Genomic DNA, 21,447 nt, shown 5'->3' on the forward strand with positions numbered 1-21,447 from the left:
ATGATCAAGGTTGATAAGGTAAGCAAATATTTTGGCGGGGTTAAAGCGGTTGATGGGGTATCTTTCGAGGTAGAGGAGCAGGAGAACCTCATTTTGTTAGGCACCAGCGGCTGCGGTAAAACCACCACGCTAAAAATGATCAACCGCCTTATTGAGCCAACTCAGGGGAGTATTTACATTCATGGTAAAAATATCATGGAGCAGCAGCCTGAAATCCTGCGCCGCGGAATTGGCTATGTATTGCAAAATAATGGCTTGTTTCCGCATTATACGGTTGCTGAAAATATAGCGGTTGTTCCTAACCTGTTAAAATGGGATAAGCAGAAAACTGAAAAGCGCACGGCCGAGCTAATGGAAAAACTCCACCTCGATGCTTCGTATCTGAATATTTACCCTAACGAACTGAGCGGTGGCCAGCAGCAGCGCATTGGTTTGGCAAGAGCATTGGTGTCGGATCCGCCGGTGTTGCTGATGGACGAGCCTTTTGGCGCGCTGGATAATGTTACCCGCTCAAAGATTCATGCCGAGTTTAAAGCCCTTGATGAGCTTAAGCGTAAAACCATTATCATGGTAACGCATGATGTGCAGGAAGCTTTTGAACTGGGTGACAGGATCTGCCTGATGGATAAAGGAAAGATTGTACAGTCGGGCACACCTGCTCAATTGCTTTTTAATCCTGTCAATGATTTTGTAAAGGATTTTCTGAAACATCAGCGGTTGCAACTGGAATTTAAGGCCATTAAGCTGATCGATCTCTGGGAGCTGCTGCCTGAATTGAACAAAGAAGCAAAAGCCTCGTCATTTGATGCTGGTACTAACCTGTGGGAGGCCCTGGAGAGTTTTAAATTTAATAACGGCGAAACCATTAATATCAGCAAAGATCAAAACCAGGTTAAAACGGTAAGCTTTGAACAGCTGATGACGGCCTTTTATCAATATAAAAACCATCAGGCCCATGAATGAGCAGCAGCAAACCTTATGGCAGTTTATGCAGCAGCAGTCGGGCAAGCTGCAGGAGCAAACCCTGCAGCATATCGGGCTTACTTTTATTTCGTTGTGCATAGCTGTATTGGTTGGCTTGCCGCTGGGCATTCTTATTGTTCGTAAAAAACAATTATCAGGCATAGTTTTAGGGATTGCAGGAGTACTGCAAACAATTCCCAGTATAGCGTTGCTTGGTTTCATGATCCCGCTTTTAGGGATTGGTCCTAAGCCAGCCATTGTTGCATTATTGCTATACGCACTTCTACCCATTATCCGCAACACCTACACGGGCATTTTAGGGGTTGATGCGTCGGTTAAAGAAGCTGCTGTTGCTATGGGGATGAGCAAATGGCAAATACTGTTTAAGGTAGAATTGCCCCTGGCTATGCCGGTAATATTTGCGGGCATCCGTACCGCTACGGTGATCAACGTTGGCGTGGCAACACTGGCCTCGCTCATTGCAGCCGGTGGTTTGGGCGAGTTTATTTTCGGTGGGATCTCACTTAATAATACCAACATGATCTTGGCAGGAGCAATCCCATCGGCCTTGCTTGCTGTTATTTTTGATTTATTACTGTCGATGGTGCAGAAGGTCAGCTTTAAAAAGCTTAAACGGGTGGTATATGCTTTTCCGGTATTGCTGATTGTTTTATGCCTGTTCTATATCATCCCGGCAAAATCAGAAGGAAAGCTTACCGCGGGTTTTACGCCCGAGTTTATGGGCAGGCAGGACGGCGACCTCGGCCTTAGGAGCAAATATGGCTTAAAGATCCATACTATCGTAATCAGTGATGCTGTAATGTATAAAGCTGCGTTTGAGAAGCATCTCGACGTGATCAGCGGATACTCAACTGATGGCAGGTTAAAAGCTTACGATTTGGTTGTACTGGATGATGATAAGCACATTTTTCCGCCATACTATGCGGCGCCAATTGTGCGCGATGATGTCCTGAAAAAATTTCCTGACCTTGAGCCGACATTAAACCTGCTTTCGGGCAAAATAAATGATTCAGTCATGACGGTTTTAAATTACCGTACCGACTATCTTCACCAAAGCCCCGAGCGCGTTGCAAAGGATTTTTTGGTTGCCAATAAATTATGGCGACCGGAACGGGGCGGGAACGATGGTATAGTGCGGATAGGTTCAAAGATATTTGGTGAACAATACATCCTGGCTAATATGTACAGCATGCTGATAAAGGGTTATACAGATCATGAGGTATCAACCAAAACAGGCCTTGGCGGCACCAAAATTTGCTTTGACGCGCTAACCAATAACCAGATAGATTTTTACCCAGAATACACGGGGACGGGTTTGCTGGCTATTTTACAGGCATCGCCAAAAACGGTTAATGAGGTAACAGTAAACAGGGATAGCACATACAATTATGTACAACGCCAGTTTGAAAGCAGGTATCAAATTAAATGGCTTAAACCCATTGGTTTTAACAATGCTTACGCTTTAATGATGAGGCAGCAGCAGGCCAGGAAATTGGGGATTAAAACAATTTCAAACTTAAAACAGTTTTTGGATAAGAAATAACATCGATGGATTTAATAGCCCGGTACAAAGAGGTACGCCAACGTACAGAAAAAATTTGCTCGTATTTGCAAACCGAAGACTATGTGGTACAGCCTGTGGTGGACGTTAGTCCGCCTAAATGGCATATCGGGCACGTTACCTGGTTTTTTGAAACGTTTATCCTTAAGCCCTACTTCATGGGTTACAAGGAATATAATCCTGATTATAACTTCGTTTTTAATAGCTACTACGAAACTGTAGGCACACGCGTGATCCGTACCGACCGCGGCAACCTGAGCCGCCCAACGGTTATTGAAATTTACAGTTACCGTAAATATGTTGACGAGGCCATGGAGGGCTTTTTATGCGGCGAAGTAAGCGACGATGTTAAAGAACTCCTTATTCTCGGTTTTAACCACGAAGAGCAGCACCAGGAGCTTTTAATGACGGATATTAAATACATCCTGGGCCATAATCCGCTGTTTCCTGCCTATAATAAAAATTATGCTGCCCCTCGTATTGATGAAGGGAAGGATGATGCTTTTATCAGCATGGATGAAGGCATTTATGAAATGGGCTTTAACGGTGATGGCTTTTGTTTTGATAATGAACTCAACCGGCATAAAGTATACCTCAATGCCTATGAAATAAGTCCCAAACTGGTAAACAATGCCGAATACCTGGAATTTATTAACAGCGGCGGTTATCATGATTTCCGGCACTGGCATGCCGAAGGCTGGGATTGGGTGAAAACCAATAAAGTAGAAGCGCCTTTGTATTGGCATTTGGTAGATAATGAATGGCATAACTATACCTATCACGGCTTAGAGCCATTGCATTTAAAAGATCCCGTTACACATATCAGCTATTTTGAAGCTTACGCTTATGCATCGTGGAAAGGATTGAGATTGCCAACGGAGTTTGAATGGGAAGCGGCATCCTCGAAATTTAACTGGGGTCGCCGCTGGGAGTGGACAGAAAGTTCATACCTGCCGTATCCGGGCTTTGCCAAAGCGCCGGGTGCCATAGGCGAATACAATGGCAAATTTATGGTTAACCAGAAAGTTTTGCGCGGCGCGTCAGAAGTTACACCTCCGGGTCATAGTCGTGCAACTTATCGCAATTTTTTTCAGACAAATTTACGATGGCAATTTACTGGCATAAGACTTGCGAGGTAAATTGACACAAAACACCACCACATCTATGAACCAAGCCTTTACACCCACAGCCGTAAATTGTGACATAAGTGCCGAAAACAGGCAGTTTTATGCCGACGTTGTAGCAGGGCTGCAGGCGGAGCCAAAGCACCTCAATTCAAAGTATTTTTATGATGCCAATGGCGATAAGCTGTTCCAGGAGCTCATGAACTGCCCTGAATACTATCCGACTAACTGCGAACTGGAGATCTTTTCAGAAAAAACCGCTGAAATCTGCGATGCACTGATTGCCGATGGAGATGCTTTTGACCTGATAGAACTTGGTGCTGGTGATGCCACAAAATCCTCTTACCTGCTTAAATATCTGCTGGATAAAAAGGCTGATTTTACCTATTTGCCTATTGATATCTCAGATAATGTAATATCATATCTCAATATAACCCTGCCCGTAACTTTGCCCGGCTTAAAGATCACCGGACTAAATGGCGAATATTTTGAGATGCTGAAAAAGGCCGCCGCTATTTCGCCAAGGCGTAAAGTGGTGCTGTTTTTAGGTTCAAACATTGGCAATATGCCACTTGATGGGGCCATAGAGTTTTGCCGTGAGCTAAGGAATAACCTATCAGAAGGGGATATGGTGTTAATTGGCATGGACCTGAAGAAGGACCCGCGAGTTATCCTTGCTGCTTATAATGACAAAGATGGTATTACCCGCGAGTTTAATCTCAACCTGTTACGCCGCATTAACCGCGAGCTGCATGCTAATTTTGATATAAGCAAGTTTGAACATTATCCAACCTACGATCCTGAAACCGGGGCCTGCAAAAGCTACCTCATCAGTTTGCAAGATCAGCAGGTAAGCATCGGTAACGAAAAAATAGATTTCAAGAAGGATGAATACATCTACATGGAGATCTCCCAAAAGTTCACCCTTATGCAAACCGATCAGATAGCCATAAACACAGGCTTTCAACCGGTAGGTCAGTTTTTTGATACCAAAAAATGGTTTATCGACGCGGTTTGGGTAGCAGCATAGACAAACCATGATTTGCCTGATTTAAGGATTCCCTGATATCAGGATACCTTAAAGGCGAACAAATAGGCGCTTATATTGCTTAGGAGAGTATACATGATTTGCCTGATTAAAAACATCAAGTTAATCTTCAAATCAGGCAAATCATGGTTACAACACCTTCGGGTTCAACTCCGAATCAATCAGCTCGCCGATAGGCTTACCCATCAGCCATTTTTGATGATCATTTTTTTGCCATTCGTTTTTGTAAGGGGTGACGCGGGCACCATCGGCTACATAAATGATGGTCATGATCTCGCGCATTTTATCTGAGTTGTTGCCGGGAGCATTGTGAATAGTGAAGCCCCGGTGCCAGGTTGCATCGCCGGCCTTCATGGTTTGGGCGCGGGTTATTTCAAATCCTTTCTCTTTCACATATTCGTCAAACGCCGATTCCGATTCGTCAGAAATTTCATGGTTAAAAACAGCGCCATTAACGTATGAACCCGAGGCAAAGGTCAGCATACCCATGTTTACGTCAATATCAACCAGGGGCATCCAAAGGGTTACCGTATTGTTGGTATCGATGGGCCAGTAATACTGGTCCTGGTGCCATGGGGTAGGGCCGCCGCCGGGCTCTTTAAAGAGTGCCTGGTCGTGATAGATACGTACATTTTCAACCCCCATCAGGTCGGCGGCAATTTTGGCCAGGCGTTTGGCCATTACAAAGGTTTTAACATCTTCATCAACCTGCCAAAGGTTCATGATCTGCAAAAAGGCTTTACCATAAGTGTCGCGCTCTTCCAGTTTGCGCTTTTCGGTGTTGTACCTGTCGGCAGCGCCAACAATTACAGGGCGATAAGCGGCAATCTCATCTTTTGTAAGCACTTCGTGCACAAGGGTATGGCCTTTTTCGCGAAATTCATTAATATTGTGGTTGGATAGTTTTATAAAATTATCAAGTGACGGTAAATGAGCGATCTGTGTATCCATAGTTTTTAGGTTTATATTTCAAAGTAAGGTTAACTTTAGTTGAAAAAAAATGAAATGAATGGTACATTTATGGATGATTTTATCCGTAATTTGAATTAGAATTTTATTTACGTTAAAATATGCAATGATAAAAGCGTCGTACGAAGTTCTTCAACCTACAAATACGCAGTCATTTCTGGTACGGAAATTTGATAAGCTGGCATTTGATGCCCCTTATCATTTTCATGAAGAATATGAATTAACGTGTATCATCAGCGGCACCGGCAAACGCTATGTTGGCAGCCACATGGAAGATTTTGCGTCCGGCGATCTGGTGTTGCTTGGTTCTAACCTGCCGCATTGCTGGAAACTTGAACCCAACGAAACAGTGCTTCGCGAGGCAAGCGCGGTGGTGATCCAGTTTAATGATGCTTTTTTGGGCGAGGAGTTTTTTAACAAATTTGAGCTTCAGCTCATCAAAAAACTTTTTCAGCAAAGCGGTTGCGGAGTGTCATTTTATGGCGAAACGCGTGCCGAGGTTAACAAACTGCTGCTTAGCCTGGTTGAAGAGAAAAGCAATTTCAGGATGCTGATAGGTTTGCTCGAGATCCTGCACCGTATGGCTTCATCAGAAGAGTACGTGCTGCTCGATCAGAACCGCATTATTGGCGAGCGCTCAAATACCGAGCGTGAGCGTATTAACCCGGTATTTGCTTACCTGGTTGAAAATTTCAGAAAACATGTATCATTAGATAAAGCGGCCGGTATTGCCAATATGACCCCGAATGCTTTTTGCAAATACTTTAAAAAAGTTACCCGCAAAACATTCATGGAAACTATAATTGAGTACCGCCTTAATTATGCCATACAGCAACTGGTGCAAACAGATAAGCCTATTTCAGAGATCTCCTATGAGAGCGGCTTTGGCGATGTATCGCACTTTTATAAAATGTTTAAAGCCAAAATGAACCTGAGTCCGCTTAACTACCGCAAAAGATTTATGCGTAACCTGGCCGGCGATAAAAAGTTATCGGCGTAGTTGTTACTAAGTCCAACGCCGGAAGTCCGAAAGTTCCCTTTTCTATAGCTTAGTACTAATGGTTACGTGACGTTAATAATACCACGCTTAATGGCATAAATAACCAATCCCACTAAATTTTTCGACCCGGTTTTTTCAAACAGCCTTGCACGATACCCTTCAACAGTACGTACACTCAGAAAAATTTTATCTGCTATTTCCTGATTGGAGCATTCCTGGCAAACCAGTTTAAGCACTTCAATTTCGCGCTCGTTAAGGTCGGTTTTGCTATTGGAGATATTATCGGCGTGATCGTTGCCTACCAACTGTTTGATGAGCGTTATAGAGAGATGTTCATTAAAATAAAAACCTTTGTTATAAACGGTTGATACAGCTTCGATGATCTCTTCCGGTTCGGCATTTTTAAGCAGGTAGCCCGATGCTCCGGCCTTCATCATATCCACAATGTATTTGTCTTCATTAAACATGGATAACGCCAGGATCTTAATGTCCTTAAAATGCTGATGGACATAGGTGGCGGTTTGGATGCCGTCCATTTCGGGCATTTTAATATCCATCAATATAACATCGGGGGTTTTGTCGGTCAATAAGCCTATCAGCTCTTTGCCGTTCGAAGCCTCGAGTACCAGCTCAAAACCTCCGCAATCTTCAAGGGTAGCTTTTAAACCATTTCTGAAAATTTTATGGTCGTCTACTATACCTAATTTAATTGGGCCCATAGGTTGTTAACAAGATTCAAATTATCAATAAATATAAACTATTGATTTTAACTATGCTACTTTTAATTTAATGATAGTGATTGCGCCGCTAAGCGGTTTGCTGTACGTATTTATTTCGCCATTAATGAGTTGCACGCGGCTTTGTAAATTTTTAAGACCGAAACCCTGCTTAACATCGCCCATATTAAAGCCTTTGCCATTGTCCTTAAACTCCATAATGAGGTAGCCGGCTTGTAAGGCCATATTAAGGTTTATGACCGTAGCTTCCGAGTGTTTGATAGCATTACCAAACAACTCCTGGGCTATGCGGTACAATGCCAGTTCAATTTCATTGGAGAAGCGTTTATCGACAAAATTTTTAGTGAAATTAACTTTGATATGGGTGTTGTTTTCCACTTTGGTGCACAGCGCCTCAACAGCAATCAGCAGTCCATAGTCGGTAAGTATAGGAGGCAGCACATTTTGTATAATGTTCCTGATCTCCTGGATGCACTCATCGGCCAGTTTGCGGGTATCTATCAGCAGGGGTTGGCTTACCTCGCTCACGCAATTTTTGTCCAGCCGGTGCAGGTTAAGCTTGATTGCCGAAAGCACCTGGCCTACGCTGTCGTGCAGGTCTTCGGCCAGGCGTCTGCGTTCACTTTCCTGGGTTTCAAAGACGGCGTTCATGAGGTCGGTTTGCCGTGCATCATGCATGGCGCGTAACTCTGCCTGGTTTTTTAGCATCCTCCGCTGGTAAATAATCACGAAGAAGAATAAAAAGCCGATCAATATAACAACCACGAGTGTCCCGATGATGAGTACCGGGATTAGGCCATTTTGGGTTATCTCTAAAATAGGGCTGTTATACATGGTCATAATGTGCAAACCTGCTTATGCCTTTTTTTGTGGCTTGCAAAGTAATGCAACAGAGTATATTAGATTCGTAATAATATTAGTTATGCTAAAGATAACATAATAATCTGCTTTATCCTTGTCTGGTATTCTGTTAAAAACCATAAATAAAAAAATATTGACTGCCGAATAAAATAGCACACCTGAATTAAACCAAAACGGCCCCTGCTTTTCGATATGAATAAATGTTTGAGGATTTAATAATTGATAAAAATAAATGAGCGATAATATTATTAGTAGAAGACCAGAAGCTGTATTTGATATCGATGGATAATCAAAATAGTCAATAGCCTTATAAATTACAATGGATAGTGTTACGCCCGATAATATAATGGTGATTGTTTTTAAAATCGGTTTAGAAAACAGATTGTAATATATCGTTCCGAAGAATACTATGCTGATTATAACAAATAGATGTAATAGCGGAATTGTATTTAATGGTTTCCCGTCATGTGGTTTATAATTATAAGCAATCCATTGAGTGAGATCAAAACAGCAGGATATCAACAGGAATAGAGCTAATAACTTCATTAAGCTATCTAAGCGCTTGTAATTGTAAGCGGCGGCTGCTATTGGTAACAATCCAGATGCAACAGAGATATTAGCTATCAGCAAACTTACAAGCATTAGTTAAAGTTCAATTAGTCTTGGGTTAGGATATTTTGAGGACAGCCAGCTGTTCCGGGACAAGGCATAGCCTGTTCACCAACAATACTGTCATTTTCGGCTGTCATAAGTGCGAAGGTTTGAACACCTTTGGCAGACTCTTTAGCCGCTGCTGATTTATTGCCTGGAAGTTGATCCTCTCCATCAGCCGTTACCCCTGTGATTATAAAATGCTGCTGCCCGCTAACATTGGCGATAACGGATAAAAGGAAATTGCTTACAGAAACCCAAAACTTTTGCCAGCTATTAAGTTTTTGATCGTTGGCATAATAAATACGGATACCCATACAACCATCCTGCTTTAATATGGTGTTTAATATTTCCTGTCCGAAAAATTGTGATATGATATCTTTTGGATTACGATGCCTATGATTCTTTGTCCATTCGGCGGCCAGGTTAATATCAATCGGTGCGCCTTCTTTTCCGGTGATAGGTGATGATGGTCTTCTTTCTTGTGTTTCCATAAAAAATAATAGCTTGTAGGGATTTTTTTGTATAAAACTAATACTAATAAGTATCTCTTTCAATGAGATGCCCCGGCCATATAGGTTATGATAGGTTTTTGATTTGGTTTTATATTGTTGGTTGTTAGTTGATTACAAATTAGATGCGTTTTATTACCCGCGTATTATACGTATTTTTACGTATCAGAAACTGTAATCTTACGTGGCATGAAATTGCTGGTTATATAGGCCTTTTGCGCTTAAATAATCCTGTTTTTCAGGATGCAAAAAAGTTTTTAATATAATATCTAAATATGGATATTGTTTATTAAATTGCTTTTGATAATAATATCACAAAAACCTAAAACCCGATTTTATGAAACAAGAAATGCTAATTACACAGATCAGCCCTGATCAGGTAGGCGAGTTCATCAGCGAAAGCTTTTATCAAGAGTTAACCGAAAATTTTCAGCAAAAATTCCCTACAGAAGTTAAGTCGGTAATGCTTAGCCGCACAGCTGTTGAAACTGTTTTGAATGGTGAAAACATATCCGGTATCAAGTTTATGAACGGCCTTGAAGATGCCAATGATCCTTCATCAAGAATGTTGATACTGATCCCCTGTAATTACACCGTAACTGCCAGTTTACCTAATTCCATTATCAACCAGCATGGTTTTATGACTAACACTGGTGAAGTTATTTCATTAGAAAGAACATGGCAGGTATTATTTAATCATGTATTGAATTTTAAAAAGCTTGATCCGACTATGGCTTATACACAAATTAACCGCGGATCGTTCATGGGAAGAGAAATATTAACCGAACTCGTATGTAGCACAAAAGTAAATAACTTGGTCTATCACTTCGGGCACAGTATTGATGCTGACTACTCTTATAAAGCAATTATACACCCTGAAAGCAATATGTTTTTAATAGGAGATCAATCATATCCGTGTCCAGGTTCAACAGGCTGCCCAACTACAGGCAAAGACCCATGCGCTCTTACCCGTATTACAACTACCATGTTAGGCACAGAAGCCGAAGGCCAGTTAAATACACTTCGCGCGTTCCGCGATAAAATATTGACCGAAAAGTTTAGCGGTGTGGAAGTTGAAAAGTACTATACTATTTCGGCATCCTTGCTGGAAGCTATCGATAAAACACAAAACAAAGAGGCGATATTTAAAGATCTGTACGATAACTACATTGCTACTTCGCTTAACGCTATAAGCCAAAACGATGAAGAAACTGCATTCCTCCTGTTTCAGGAAGCTATGCAGCACCTTACTGAAACGTATCTGTATCAATAACAACCTAAAATGTGATTGCAAAGCGTCTTTCCCGCCCGGAAAGGCGCTTTCTTTTTTATACCGAAATTTCCCTTAAAACGTAATTCTACGTTTGGTTCATGTTGATGATACGCTTTTATATCACGTACAAGCACAGGCTATAATAGCGTACTGGCAACGTTGATTGCGCAGCCGTTTTACCCAAACTTTGACACAGCAAATGAGCTGGACATCAGCCTGCTTGCGGTGGAGTATGCTGAAAATCCAGTTTAAAGAGTAAGCCGGTACAAATACTAATCAAAAACTTATGAACTACATTATTAAAGGGAACCTTCGCGGTTTATTATGCTCAGACTGCGAACTGCCCGTTGCGGGTACATCGGTAAAAGTTTATCGCCCTTCCGATCAGCAAAATGAAACCCGGCTTGCTGTAGCCGATCCTAAACAAACCTTTCACCAGGTAAATGATGAAGAACTGAAAGCCAAGGAACGGCTGTTCATCACCCAGGCCGATGTGCAGGAAAACGGCGATTTTACTATAGAAATCGATGGCGGCAAATCAGGCTATGAAGGCGGCAGTATTGATGTAGACTGGTATTGCGGCAACGTACCTTTCAAAATTCCCCTGCCTAAAAAAGGCCCGGCATTACAGTTCCACATTACTACACTGCAACCCCTGTATAAAAGCAGCCAGGAAAATGTCCAATACGCAAGATTTGATTATAAAATAGATGCCAAATGGTTTTGCCGCATCCTTACCTTATTGGACATTTGGGTAGTTTGCGGTTATGTAAACGATTGTGAAACCCAAAAGCCAATCCCCGGTGTTAAGGTTTTTGCTTATGACGTAGACCTGCTGCAAGACGACTATTTGGGCAATGCTTATACCGATAACAATGGAAAATTCACTATTATATATCCCGGCGATAATTTTAGGAAAACCTTATTGCCATGGCTTAATGTAGAATGGCCTGCCGGACCTGATTATTATTTCAGAGTTGAAAGCTCATCTGGCACTGTATTGTTAGCGGAAGACCGCACCCGCGGCCGCCAAAACGACAGGCACAACGCCAATAACTGTTTCTGCGTAAAGCTGTGTATTAAAGGCGGCGGCATCATTACCAGCGATACGCCATGGTTTACTTCGGTAGGGAATTTCAGCATTACATCTGATATCGACGGCAGCGGTAAAACCCTCATCAGCAAATTTGGAGCGGGTGGCACAGGTTACGGTTTCTTTGGTTCGGTTAAGCTGGGGGGCTACGCCACCAAGAAAGTGCCCACCGCGCCGGCCAGCCCGCTTTATTACCGCTTTTTATTTTCTACCGATAACGTGAACTTCAGCCCGGTAACTACCGCCCAAATGGAAGCGACAGCCTTAAAAGTTGCCACCCGGCAAATCATCTGGAATGGTACAACTGCCTTTCAGGATGTAGTGATCGATATCAATAAACCTGCTTCTGTGCCCGATAGCGTTCCGGCAGATAATTATCCTAACCCAATCCCGGATCATGTGCTGCACCCGGATGTTAACGGCTGGGTACGGGTTGACCAACCCGCGCTTGATAATGGCTTTTATGGCTCGTTGTTTTACTTAAACACAACTACCATCATCGGCGGCGGCGATGCCAGCGCCGGGTTAACGCCTGGTTTAGCTGTGCCTGTGGCAGATCAGAAAAACGGCAGAATGTTATACATCCAATTTCAAACTACTGACGATCCGGCTAATGCCACTTCGCCAAATCTCAACACCCAATCGCTTATTGGCAAAATCTATGTGAATAACTGGAACGAAGTAAGCTTGCTTAAACTGGAAGAGCTTTTTGCCGGCGGAGGCAGCGGCTGCACTCCGGTAAGCGGAACCGCCCATGCCGATTACACAGTTGATCATGAACTGATTGCCAGCTGGTCGCTGGGTGTATGGTCAAACGCTACGGGTACGGTCAGCGGTCTGCCCAGTGGCACAACTCCGCGCGGAGACGCTAAGAAATTTGACATGGCCTCGCCGTCACCATTTGTTTTAACTCCTCCTTTTAGCGCATGGCCCTCATGCGCCTATAGCCTAACCCTGACAACCTATCGCAAATTAACCACCGGCGAAAGTAACGACTGGGGAAAAACGAACCAGGTTATCTTTTGCAAGTAACCTGCATGTGAACGGGGGAAGAGGGTGCCGTTGCATGTCGGCGCCCTCTCATTTTAACCGTTAAAATAATCTCAGGATGTACGAGGCCTCGTACAAAAGGAACACGATCACCAATGCCGCGTGAAAGTTGCGGTTCTCTACTTTAATGGCTATCATACATAATATAAAATGACTGATATTGCGGATTGGGTACTCGATGTTATAGTGATGTACATAGCTTGGCCCCTTTATTTCGGTATCTATGATATCAAGCAGATAGCTGGCCCCCAAAATGCTGAAGATCCATTTCCGGCGTGAGTAAAAGTAGTCTTTGTAGTCCTGATAGTCTTTTAAATCATCAGGATAGAGCAATGCACAGACGCTGTAATAAGTAACAATGTAGATAATGATGAAAAAGTACTCGGCAAAAAGCCAGTGCTTTATTTCGTGCAGGCTAATCTCCCACCACCAAAAGTGCAGCAGCAATATAAACACGTAAAGCGCCCACAGGTTATGCACCCAATAAGGTTTATCCCGGCCGGGGTGCTGAATTTGCTTGGCCGCCCCTTTAAGCAGGTGGGTAATGCTAAGCCCCAATGTAATGCTGATAACAGCCTTGATGTGACTAAAGGTATCCATAGGCAGTTTATTACTAAAATAAAAATAGCGTTTTATTTTTAGTAATTGATCGCCTGTCATTTATATATAATCACCACGTCATTGCGAGGAACGAAGCAATCCCCTACTGTATAGGGACGACTTGCATAGTCACTCTGTAGGTTGGGGATTGCTTCGTACCTCGCAATGACGATTTTGTGAAGGGTGAGGATGCAACTTTAAAATATCGCTTCAGCAATACGTTTAGTAGGCCCGGCGTTGCTCATGGTATAAAAATGCAGCACTGGCGCGCCAAAGGCAATCAACTCTTTACATTGATTGATCATCCATTCAATACCTACTTCTTTAACATCCTTTTCGGTGGCGCAGGCATGGATGGCATCACTCAAATCTTCCGGGATATCAATATGGAATGTCTTTGACAGCGTAACCAATTGTTTTGATGATGTGATCGGTTTCAGCCCCGGAATAATAGGCACATTGATACCATTGGCCCGGCAGCCGTTTACAAACTCCTTGTATTTACCAATATCAAAAAACATCTGGGTTACAATGAACTGTGCACCCATTTCTACCTTTTGCTTCAGGTATTTAAAGTCGGTTTTAAGGTTCGGGGCTTCAAAATGCTTTTCGGGATAACCGGCTACGCCAATACAAAAGTTTGTTTTGGCTGTATTGCCATGGTCCTCATGCAAATAAATACCGTTGTTAAGGTTTACTACCTGCTGCAGCAAATCGGTAGCATAACAATGGCCATTAGGCGTAGGTACAAATGATGAATCGCCAAGGCGCGCATCGCCACGCAATACCAGTACGTTTTCGATACCTAAAAACTCTAATTCTATAAGGGCGTTCTCGGTTTCGTCTTTGGTAAAGCCGCCACAAAGCAGGTGGGGCACGGTATCAACCTTATACCTGTTCATGATAGCCGCGCAGATGGCAATAGTGCCCGGGCGTTTGCGGTACGATAATTTTTCGAGCAGGCCACTTGGGTGCTGCTTGTAAATAAAGTCCTCGCGCAGGGTAGTAACATCAATAAACGGAGGTTTAAACTCCATCAGCGGATCAATAGCATTATAAATGCCCTGGATGCTCTGCCCCTTTAAAGGCGGGATCAGTTCAAAAGAAAAAAGTGTTTTGCCGTTGGCGTTTGCTATATGTTCAGGTATTTTCATTTGACCCCTACCCCCCCTAAAGGGGGAATTTTTATTTAAGTTTTATAATTACAATTCAAGTTCCCCTCTCGAGAGGGGGCGCGGTGGATTTGTGTGTTGGCAGGGGTGTGTTATGCGGCGTTTATTATCGCTTTGTTAACACACCCTCCACCCCTCTCAAGAGGGGAACCGCACAAGCCCTCGCTTTGTCGTTTCTTCCCTTACTCCCCCTTTAGGGGGCAGGGGGGCTAATAATTAATATTCGGCCCTAGCCATCTTTCCACATCCTCCAATGGCATTTGTTTACGGATAGCATAATCCTCAACCTGATCCTTACTGATTTTACCCAAGCCGAAATATCTTGCCTGCGGATGTGCGAAGTAGAAACCGCTTACCGATGCGGCCGGCAGCATGGCCAGGCTTTCGGTTAGGTGCATGTTTGCGTTGTCTTCTGCTTTTAGTAATTCAAACAAGGTGGTTTTTTCGGTATGGTCCGGGCAGGCCGGATAACCCGGTGCCGGACGGATGCCCTGGTATTCTTCCTTAATAAGGTCGGCATTGCTTAGCTGTTCGCCTTTGGCATAGCCCCAGTATTCCTTACGTACCAACTCGTGCATTTTTTCGGCGAAGGCTTCGGCAAGGCGGTCGGCAAGGGCTTTGGCCATGATGCTGTTATAGTCGTCATGATCGGCCTCAAACTCAGCAACCAATTCATCACAACCCAAACCGGTTGTTACCGCAAAGCCGCCGAAGTAATCAGGCACACCGCTTTCTTTTGGCGCGATAAAATCCGACAATGCATAGTACGGATCGTTCTTTACCTTTTCGGCCTGCTGGCGTAAGGTATGGATGCGATTTAAAACTGTTGTGCGACTTTCATCGGTATATAATTCAATATCATCACCTACGGCATTGGCCGGCCAGAAGCCAATTACACCTTTCGCGGTGAACAGTTTCTGGTCAACAATACGTTTCATCAATACCTGCGCATCATCAAATAGTTTTTTGGCTTCAACGCCTACAAACTTATCGTCAAAGATCTTCGGATAGCTGCCGCGAAGTTCCCAGGTGTGGAAAAATGGCGTCCAGTCGATATAAGGCAGCAACTCTTCCAGCGGGAAATTCTCAAATACTTTGGTGCCTGTAAATGCGGGTTTCGGCGCCACATCGCCATCCAGGCTAATCTGGAATTTACCGGCACGGGCTTCTTCGATTGTTACGAAACGCTTGTCCGATTTTTTATTGGCATGTGCCTCGCGGGCTTTGGCGTATTCGTCTTTAATGCTCTGGATATAGGCATCCCGGTTGTCCTTGCTCATTAGATTGCTGCAAACGGTAACGCTGCGCGAAGCATCCAAAACGTGAATGACAGCCCCGGAGTATTGCGGCGCCACTTTTACGGCAGCGTGAATGCGCGACGTTGTAGCACCACCAATGATTAGCGGAATAGTAAAACCTTCGCGTTCCATTTCCTTGGCAAAATGCACCATTTCATCAAGCGATGGGGTGATTAAACCACTTAACCCAATGATATCAACGTTTTGCTTTTTAGCCTCTTCAATAATGCGTTGCGCGGGCACCATCACCCCAAGGTCTATCACCTCGAAGTTATTACAGGCTAATACCACACCAACTATATTTTTACCAATATCATGTACGTCGCCTTTTACGGTGGCCATTAACACCTTACCGGCGTTGGCACGCTGATCGGCATTTACATTGTTCTTTTTTTCTTCTTCGATAAAAGGTAGCAGGTAAGCCACCGCCTTTTTCATTACACGGGCTGATTTTACCACTTGTGGTAAAAACATCTTGCCGGCACCGAACAAGTCGCCTACGATGTTCATACCATCCATCAACGGACCTTCAATAACCTCAAGTGGTTTGCTGTAGGCCTGGCGGGCTTCCTCCACATCGTCGTCAAGGTATTCAACAATGCCTTTTACCAGCGAGTGGGAGAGGCGCTCCTGAACGGTGCCTTTGCGCCATTCTTCGTCGCGTACAACTTCTTTTCCTTTGCTTTTGATGGTGTCGGCAAATTCCACCAGGCGCTCGGTAGCATCCGGGCGGCGGTTAAGGAGTACATCTTCTACCAGTTCTAAAAGGTTTTTCGGAATCTCCTCGTAAACCTCCAGCATGCCGGCGTTTACAATCCCCATATCCATACCGGCTTTAATGGCATGGTACAGGAATGCCGAGTGCATGGCCTCGCGCACGGTATTATTACCCCTGAACGAGAACGAAATGTTACTTACACCGCCGCTCACTTTAGCGTGCGGCAGGTTTTGCTTGATCCAACGGGTGGCCTCAATAAAATCTACCGCGTAGTTATTATGTTCTTCCAGGCCGGTAGCAACTGTTAGGATGTTCGGATCGAAAATGATATCCTGCGGCGGGAATCCTACTTCGTTCACCAGGATCTCATATGATCGTTTACAGATCTCGATCCGGCGCTCCAATGAATCAGCCTGACCGGTTTCGTCAAAGGCCATTACAACGGTGGCGGCACCATAGCTTAAGATTTTCCGGGCATGCTCTTTAAACTTTTCTTCACCCTCTTTCAGGGAGATGGAGTTCACGATACCTTTACCCTGTACGCATTTCAAACCGGCCTCGATCACTGTCCATTTGGATGAGTCGATCATAATAGGCAGTTTGGCTATATCCGGTTCAGAAGCAACCAGGTTCAGGAATTTTACCATCACAGCCTCCGAATCAATCATGCCCTCATCCATGTTAATATCGATGACCTGCGCGCCGCCTTCCACCTGTTGCAGGGCAACACTTAGAGCTGCCTCATAATCTTCGGCAAGGATCAATTTGGAAAACTTAGGGGAACCGGTAATGTTGGTGCGTTCGCCCACGTTTACAAAAATGCTTTCGGGTTTAATGGTGACCGCTTCCAGGCCGCTCAGGCGCATATCCGGCTCAATTTGAGGGATAGGGCGGGGCGGATATTTGGCAGCCTTATCGGCAATGCACTTAATATGCTCGGGTGTGGTACCGCAGCAGCCACCAACAATATTAACCAGGCCGGCTTTGATAAAATCATCAACCTGGTGAGCGGTTTCATGCGGAGTTTCGTCGTACTGGCCAAACTCGTTGGGTAAGCCGGCGTTTGGATAGGCCGAAATAAATACGCCTGCTTTTTCAGAAAGTTCGGCAAGGTGCGGGCGCATTTCCCGGGCACCCAAAGCGCAGTTTAGGCCTACCGATAGCAGGTTGGCATGGCTTATCGAGTTCCAGAAAGCTTCGACAGTTTGCCCGGAAAGGGTACGGCCTGAAGCATCGGTAATAGTACCTGAGATCATGATACCGCCCGAATCCCTGAAAGCGGGAAAATCCTTACCTGCAGCTTTACATTCCTGCTCATAACGTTTTATGGCAAACAGCGCAGCTTTGGCATTAAGGGTATCAAATATGGTTTCAACCAACAACAGGTGCGAACCACCGTCAACCAAACCCCGTACCTGGTCATAGTAAGCTTCGGCCAGGTCATCAAACGTAACGGCGCGGTATCCCGGATCGTTTACATCTGGCGACAAAGACGCAGTGCGGTTTGTTGGCCCGATGGCACCGGCAACAAAGCGCGGTTTTTCGGGGTTATGCCGGGTATATTCGTCGGCTACTTCGCGGGCTATACGCGCACCTTCGTAGCTTAGTTCATAAGCCAGTTCTTCCAGGTGATAATCGGCAAGGGAAATTACCTGTGTGCTGAAAGTGTTAGTTTCAATGATATCCGCACCGGCATCCAGGTATTCGGCATGGATGGCTTTGATAATATCAGGGCGCGTGATATTGAGCAGGTCGTTATTGCCCTGCAGGTCGCTATGATGATCGCGAAAACGCTCGCCACGAAAATCCTTCTCGGTAAGCTGGTACCTTTGAATCATGGTACCCATTGCTCCGTCAATCACCAGTATGCGTTTCTGTAATTCTTTTCTAATGTCCATTTTTTGAGATGTGAGATATGAGATTTGAGACGTGAGATTTTAGCGGAGAGAACCTTGCTAAAACATCATGTCTTTCACCTCATATATCTGATAAAAAGACATTAAACAGGCGATTGAAAGAGCCGAAGCTATCTCAAATCTCACGTCTAATATCTCAAATCTAAATACAGCTTATCTCGAAAAGTCGGGTGTTGTTATGACTTTCGCTTATCTGTCCGGGCGCGTAATTGCTGCCTGGTAGAATGTAGCACCTTGTGAAGCACAGGTTGCTAAGACATCGCAGGGTCTAATCCCTCCGTCTTTCTCCATAAGCAGTGCAAAGTTGCGCAATAAAGTTATCATTTGCAAGTATATAACATACGCTAAATATCATGCCTAAGCCACATTGTTAAACAAAAAAAGCCGCCTTTTGCGGAGGCAGCTTTATGATTGAATTTCTTAATGAGATTATCTTCTTCTGCCGAATAAACGGAGGAGCATAAAAAACAGGTTGATCAGTGTGATGTACAATGTTAGCGCACCCATCAGGGCCAGTTTTTTCGAGCTTGCATCACCGTATTCAATACCTGCTCCAATGCGTTTTAACATTTGCATATAGTAGGCAGTTAAACCAGTAAATACAGCTATGCCTATGTAGCTGATGATGTAACTCATTTGTTCGCTGTGCATAAAGAAGTTAGCTAATGAAGCTACAAAAATCCCAATGAACAGGATGTACATGATTGAACCAAACTTTGTTAAATCCATCTGGGTAGTATAACCGGCAATGCCCATAATACCGAAAGTTACTGATGCGGTAATGAAAACACCCAATATTGATGCAGATGTGTAGATCAGAAATATCAAACTTAAGCTGATGCCAATAAGTGTTGCATAAGCTACGAAAAGCAGCACCAATACCGGATAAGAGATTCGGTTATAGCCAAATTGCATTACCAATGAAAACGCCAGTGGCGAAAACAGCGCAAAATAGCCAAAACCCGTAAGGCCGCCTGTTGGTGCAACGATCAGACTGATCAGGCCCATATTTAAAAATAGATAAACTGTTATTGCTGATACGCCAAGCGCAACGAACATCCAGCTGAAAACGCCGGCCATAAACCTGCGTGAAGCAACTTCTGATTGATCCCTAACTTCGATTACATTATCGAAGTTGTATTTAGATTCTTTAAATTCCATTTTGTGTTAAAAATTATAGTACGAATATATAAATAAAAGGTGAATACAGCATGAAGAAGCAAGACTGCAAGAATCAAGAGTCAAGAAACAGGAAAGTTTTCCGAAATGTCTTGTCTCTTGACTCTTGATTCTTGCAGTCTTGATTTCTGTTCTTCCTGCTTCTTGACTCTGTAACCCTCAATTCAAACGGCGCATCAACTGCTCTTCAACCTTTTTGAAAACCTGTATGGGTTTCAGGGTGCGCCAGCCAAGGCTATCGAGTTCGCCGCCAAAATTGATGTAATAGTCGATATTGCTGTGTTTAAATTCGTCTATCACGTGTTCGCGGAAGTTGATGCCTGCTATCCAGCCGTCTTCCACGTCCTGGAACCACTCTTCGTAATAGCAATCATCGCTTGAATGAAAGTTGAGTACGTTTTCGCCGATCAGGATAAAATGACTGATGCCATTATCTATCATCAGGTCGAGCAGCTCACGCTTCAGCAGCATAATGTCGTTATTGATGGCATCATTCCATTCGCCTATCAGCTCAATGATGGTATAGCCTTTATCATAATCGGCAAAAAGTACTTTTAAATAAAGGGTATTGGAGCCGAATGAGTCCCATTGTGGGTGCAGCAGGTAATTGTATACCTGCTTGTCAAATTCAAATTCGCTGTATTCTGTCGCATAAAAAGGCGAAAACTCATCTTCCGATGCCACGTAATCATCTCTCCAGCGGTAATATGGTTCAATATCGTGCATGTTTTTGATTTCAAATTGTCTGAACCCGAATTTTTTGAATTTGAGAATTTATCGAATACAAGCATCTTCAAATTTCCAAATCAACACATCTTCAAATTCAGTTTATTTTTTTTTATAATGATCAACAGCGCTTCGTACGCTGCCGTATTGTTTCAGTAACCCGGCTGCTTCTTCTTCGTTCAGCCCGGTTTCGTCCATTACCATGCGGGTGCCCCTGTTCACCAATTTGTGGTTGCTCAATTGCATATCAACCATCCTGTTCCCTTTTACGCGGCCAAGCTGGATCATTACGGTTGTGCTTAGCATATTTAAAACTAATTTTTGCGCCGTGCCTGCTTTCATGCGGGTTGACCCTGTTAAAAACTCAGGGCCTGTTACTACTTCAACCGGGTACTGTGCCACAGCCGCTACCGGACTGCCGCTGTTACAAACAATACAGCCGGTAACTAAATTATGCTCATTAGCTGTTTTTAAGCCGCCGATCACATACGGTGTAGTGCCCGAAGCGGCTATGCCAACAACCACGTCTTTATCATTAATGTCGAAAGCTTCCAGATCTTTCCAGGCCTGCACAGCATCGTCTTCAGCAAATTCTACCGCTTTGCGGATCGCGCCATCGCCGCCTGCTATCAAGCCCACCACCATATCAAACGGAACACCGAATGTCGGTGGGCATTCCGATGCGTCAACCACGCCTAAACGGCCACTGGTACCGGCGCCTATGTAAAATAAACGTCCGCCGTTTTTCATCCTTTCTGCGGTGATAGTTGCCAGGGCTTCTATCTGTGGCAATGCCTTTTCCACAGCCAGCGGAACCGTTTTATCCTCGTTATTAATGTTTTCTAAAATTTCCCTTACGGTCTGTTTTTCGAGGTTTTTATAGTGCGATTCCCTTTCGGTGGTGGTTTCCATAGCCTATTTTCAAATAATTTATAACAAAATTCGGTAAAAATCATCAAATGCAAGGGTGCGGGT

The 21,447-nt window shown here is 44.0% G+C and carries 18 protein-coding genes and 1 riboswitch; of the genes, 7 read left to right on the forward strand and 11 right to left on the reverse strand.

From position 1 onward, the window contains the following. Genes FHW88_RS15385 through FHW88_RS15400 form a run of 4 tightly spaced genes read left to right on the forward strand, consistent with a single transcriptional unit; the run spans position 1 to position 4,699 of the window. Positions 1-963 carry an ABC transporter ATP-binding protein gene (locus tag FHW88_RS15385; protein ID WP_176626556.1) on the forward strand — a complete coding sequence of 321 codons (963 nt, stop codon included), beginning with the start codon at positions 1-3 and terminating at the stop codon, positions 961-963. Next, positions 956-2,527 carry an ABC transporter permease/substrate-binding protein gene (locus FHW88_RS15390; protein ID WP_176626558.1) on the forward strand — a complete coding sequence of 524 codons (1,572 nt, stop codon included), beginning with the start codon at positions 956-958 and terminating at the stop codon, positions 2,525-2,527. Before FHW88_RS15385 ends, FHW88_RS15390 begins: the two co-directional genes overlap by 8 nt. Positions 2,528-2,532: 5 nt before the next feature. Further along, positions 2,533-3,684 carry an ergothioneine biosynthesis protein EgtB gene (gene egtB, locus FHW88_RS15395; RefSeq protein ID WP_176626560.1) on the forward strand — a complete coding sequence of 384 codons (1,152 nt, stop codon included), beginning with the start codon at positions 2,533-2,535 and terminating at the stop codon, positions 3,682-3,684. Positions 3,685-3,709: 25 nt separating this feature from the next. Then, positions 3,710-4,699: an L-histidine N(alpha)-methyltransferase gene (locus tag FHW88_RS15400; RefSeq protein WP_176626562.1), complete on the forward strand. Its 990-nt coding sequence runs from the start codon at positions 3,710-3,712 to the stop codon at positions 4,697-4,699. Between the two features lie 147 nt (positions 4,700-4,846). On the opposite strand, the gene FHW88_RS15405 is transcribed toward FHW88_RS15400, so the two are convergent. Beyond that, positions 4,847-5,668, reverse strand: coding sequence for a phytanoyl-CoA dioxygenase family protein (locus FHW88_RS15405; protein WP_176626564.1), 822 nt, complete (start codon positions 5,666-5,668; stop codon positions 4,847-4,849). Positions 5,669-5,792: 124 nt separating this feature from the next. Between FHW88_RS15405 and FHW88_RS15410 the strand changes: the two genes are divergently transcribed. Continuing rightward, positions 5,793-6,686 carry an AraC family transcriptional regulator gene (locus tag FHW88_RS15410; protein WP_090533677.1) on the forward strand — a complete coding sequence of 298 codons (894 nt, stop codon included), beginning with the start codon at positions 5,793-5,795 and terminating at the stop codon, positions 6,684-6,686. Positions 6,687-6,748: 62 nt separating this feature from the next. Here FHW88_RS15410 and FHW88_RS15415 read toward each other — a convergent pair whose 3' ends face one another. Genes FHW88_RS15415 through FHW88_RS15430 form a run of 4 tightly spaced genes read right to left on the reverse strand, consistent with a single transcriptional unit; the run spans position 6,749 to position 9,492 of the window. Then, the gene (locus tag FHW88_RS15415; protein WP_176626566.1) at positions 6,749-7,405 is read right to left on the reverse strand and encodes a response regulator transcription factor; all 657 of its coding nucleotides are present in this window, start codon (positions 7,403-7,405) and stop codon (positions 6,749-6,751) included. Between the two features lie 51 nt (positions 7,406-7,456). Next, a complete protein-coding gene (locus FHW88_RS15420) occupies positions 7,457-8,263 on the reverse strand; it encodes a sensor histidine kinase (protein WP_176626568.1) in 807 nt (268 codons plus the stop codon). A 15-nt stretch (positions 8,264-8,278) separates the two neighbouring features. Then, entirely contained in the window at positions 8,279-8,926 is a 648-nt protein-coding gene (locus FHW88_RS15425) for a hypothetical protein (protein ID WP_176626570.1), read from the reverse strand. 14 nt (positions 8,927-8,940) lie between these two features. Then, positions 8,941-9,492: a hypothetical protein gene (locus FHW88_RS15430; RefSeq protein WP_176626571.1), complete on the reverse strand. Its 552-nt coding sequence runs from the start codon at positions 9,490-9,492 to the stop codon at positions 8,941-8,943. Positions 9,493-9,784: 292 nt separating this feature from the next. On the opposite strand from FHW88_RS15430, the gene FHW88_RS15435 reads away from it, so the two are divergent. Then, positions 9,785-10,720 (forward strand): hypothetical protein, encoded by a 936-nt coding sequence (locus FHW88_RS15435; protein ID WP_176626573.1) that lies wholly within the window; start codon positions 9,785-9,787, stop codon positions 10,718-10,720. A 286-nt stretch (positions 10,721-11,006) separates the two neighbouring features. Continuing rightward, on the forward strand, positions 11,007-12,845 hold the full coding sequence (locus tag FHW88_RS15440; protein ID WP_176626575.1) for a hypothetical protein: 1,839 nt from the start codon (positions 11,007-11,009) through the stop codon (positions 12,843-12,845). Between the two features lie 60 nt (positions 12,846-12,905). Here the strand turns inward: FHW88_RS15440 and FHW88_RS15445 are convergent, their stop codons facing one another. The 6 genes from FHW88_RS15445 to murQ form a co-directional block, all read right to left on the reverse strand. Next, complete coding sequence (locus FHW88_RS15445; protein WP_176626577.1) at positions 12,906-13,523, reverse strand: hypothetical protein; 618 nt, start codon at positions 13,521-13,523, stop codon at positions 12,906-12,908. A gap of 137 nt (positions 13,524-13,660) precedes the next feature. Beyond that, positions 13,661-14,617: a methylenetetrahydrofolate reductase gene (locus tag FHW88_RS15450; RefSeq protein WP_091173421.1), complete on the reverse strand. Its 957-nt coding sequence runs from the start codon at positions 14,615-14,617 to the stop codon at positions 13,661-13,663. 227 nt (positions 14,618-14,844) lie between these two features. Further along, positions 14,845-18,549, reverse strand: a complete 3,705-nt coding sequence (metH, locus tag FHW88_RS15455) for a methionine synthase (RefSeq protein WP_176626579.1) — start codon at positions 18,547-18,549, stop codon at positions 14,845-14,847. A gap of 204 nt (positions 18,550-18,753) precedes the next feature. Next, positions 18,754-18,863, reverse strand: a riboswitch (SAM riboswitch). 133 nt (positions 18,864-18,996) lie between these two features. Next, complete coding sequence (locus tag FHW88_RS15460; protein ID WP_176626581.1) at positions 18,997-19,728, reverse strand: Bax inhibitor-1/YccA family protein; 732 nt, start codon at positions 19,726-19,728, stop codon at positions 18,997-18,999. 177 nt (positions 19,729-19,905) lie between these two features. Continuing rightward, positions 19,906-20,472 carry a hypothetical protein gene (locus FHW88_RS15465; RefSeq protein ID WP_176626583.1) on the reverse strand — a complete coding sequence of 189 codons (567 nt, stop codon included), beginning with the start codon at positions 20,470-20,472 and terminating at the stop codon, positions 19,906-19,908. A 102-nt stretch (positions 20,473-20,574) separates the two neighbouring features. Continuing rightward, positions 20,575-21,384 (reverse strand): N-acetylmuramic acid 6-phosphate etherase, encoded by an 810-nt coding sequence (gene murQ, locus FHW88_RS15470; RefSeq protein WP_176626585.1) that lies wholly within the window; start codon positions 21,382-21,384, stop codon positions 20,575-20,577. Between the last annotated feature and the right edge of the window lie 63 nt (positions 21,385-21,447).

Source organism: Mucilaginibacter sp. SG538B, assembly GCF_013376065.1.
GTDB classification, from domain to species: domain Bacteria; phylum Bacteroidota; class Bacteroidia; order Sphingobacteriales; family Sphingobacteriaceae; genus Mucilaginibacter; species Mucilaginibacter rubeus.

Bases quoted from the DNA above. Each gene is read 5' to 3' on its own strand.
- FHW88_RS15385 (WP_176626556.1), top strand. From the start codon at position 1: ATGATCAAGGTTGATAAGGTAAGCAAATATTTTGGCGGGGTTAAAGCG.
- FHW88_RS15390 (WP_176626558.1), top strand. From the start codon at position 956: ATGAATGAGCAGCAGCAAACCTTATGGCAGTTTATGCAGCAGCAGTCG.
- egtB (WP_176626560.1), top strand. From the start codon at position 2,533: ATGGATTTAATAGCCCGGTACAAAGAGGTACGCCAACGTACAGAAAAA.
- FHW88_RS15400 (WP_176626562.1), top strand. From the start codon at position 3,710: ATGAACCAAGCCTTTACACCCACAGCCGTAAATTGTGACATAAGTGCC.
- FHW88_RS15405 (WP_176626564.1), bottom strand. From the start codon at position 5,668: ATGGATACACAGATCGCTCATTTACCGTCACTTGATAATTTTATAAAA.
- FHW88_RS15410 (WP_090533677.1), top strand. From the start codon at position 5,793: ATGATAAAAGCGTCGTACGAAGTTCTTCAACCTACAAATACGCAGTCA.
- FHW88_RS15415 (WP_176626566.1), bottom strand. From the start codon at position 7,405: ATGGGCCCAATTAAATTAGGTATAGTAGACGACCATAAAATTTTCAGA.
- FHW88_RS15420 (WP_176626568.1), bottom strand. From the start codon at position 8,263: ATGACCATGTATAACAGCCCTATTTTAGAGATAACCCAAAATGGCCTA.
- FHW88_RS15425 (WP_176626570.1), bottom strand. From the start codon at position 8,926: ATGCTTGTAAGTTTGCTGATAGCTAATATCTCTGTTGCATCTGGATTG.
- FHW88_RS15435 (WP_176626573.1), top strand. From the start codon at position 9,785: ATGAAACAAGAAATGCTAATTACACAGATCAGCCCTGATCAGGTAGGC.
- FHW88_RS15440 (WP_176626575.1), top strand. From the start codon at position 11,007: ATGAACTACATTATTAAAGGGAACCTTCGCGGTTTATTATGCTCAGAC.
- FHW88_RS15445 (WP_176626577.1), bottom strand. From the start codon at position 13,523: ATGACAGGCGATCAATTACTAAAAATAAAACGCTATTTTTATTTTAGT.
- FHW88_RS15450 (WP_091173421.1), bottom strand. From the start codon at position 14,617: ATGAAAATACCTGAACATATAGCAAACGCCAACGGCAAAACACTTTTT.
- metH (WP_176626579.1), bottom strand. From the start codon at position 18,549: ATGGACATTAGAAAAGAATTACAGAAACGCATACTGGTGATTGACGGA.
- FHW88_RS15460 (WP_176626581.1), bottom strand. From the start codon at position 19,728: ATGGAATTTAAAGAATCTAAATACAACTTCGATAATGTAATCGAAGTT.
- FHW88_RS15465 (WP_176626583.1), bottom strand. From the start codon at position 20,472: ATGCACGATATTGAACCATATTACCGCTGGAGAGATGATTACGTGGCA.
- murQ (WP_176626585.1), bottom strand. From the start codon at position 21,384: ATGGAAACCACCACCGAAAGGGAATCGCACTATAAAAACCTCGAAAAA.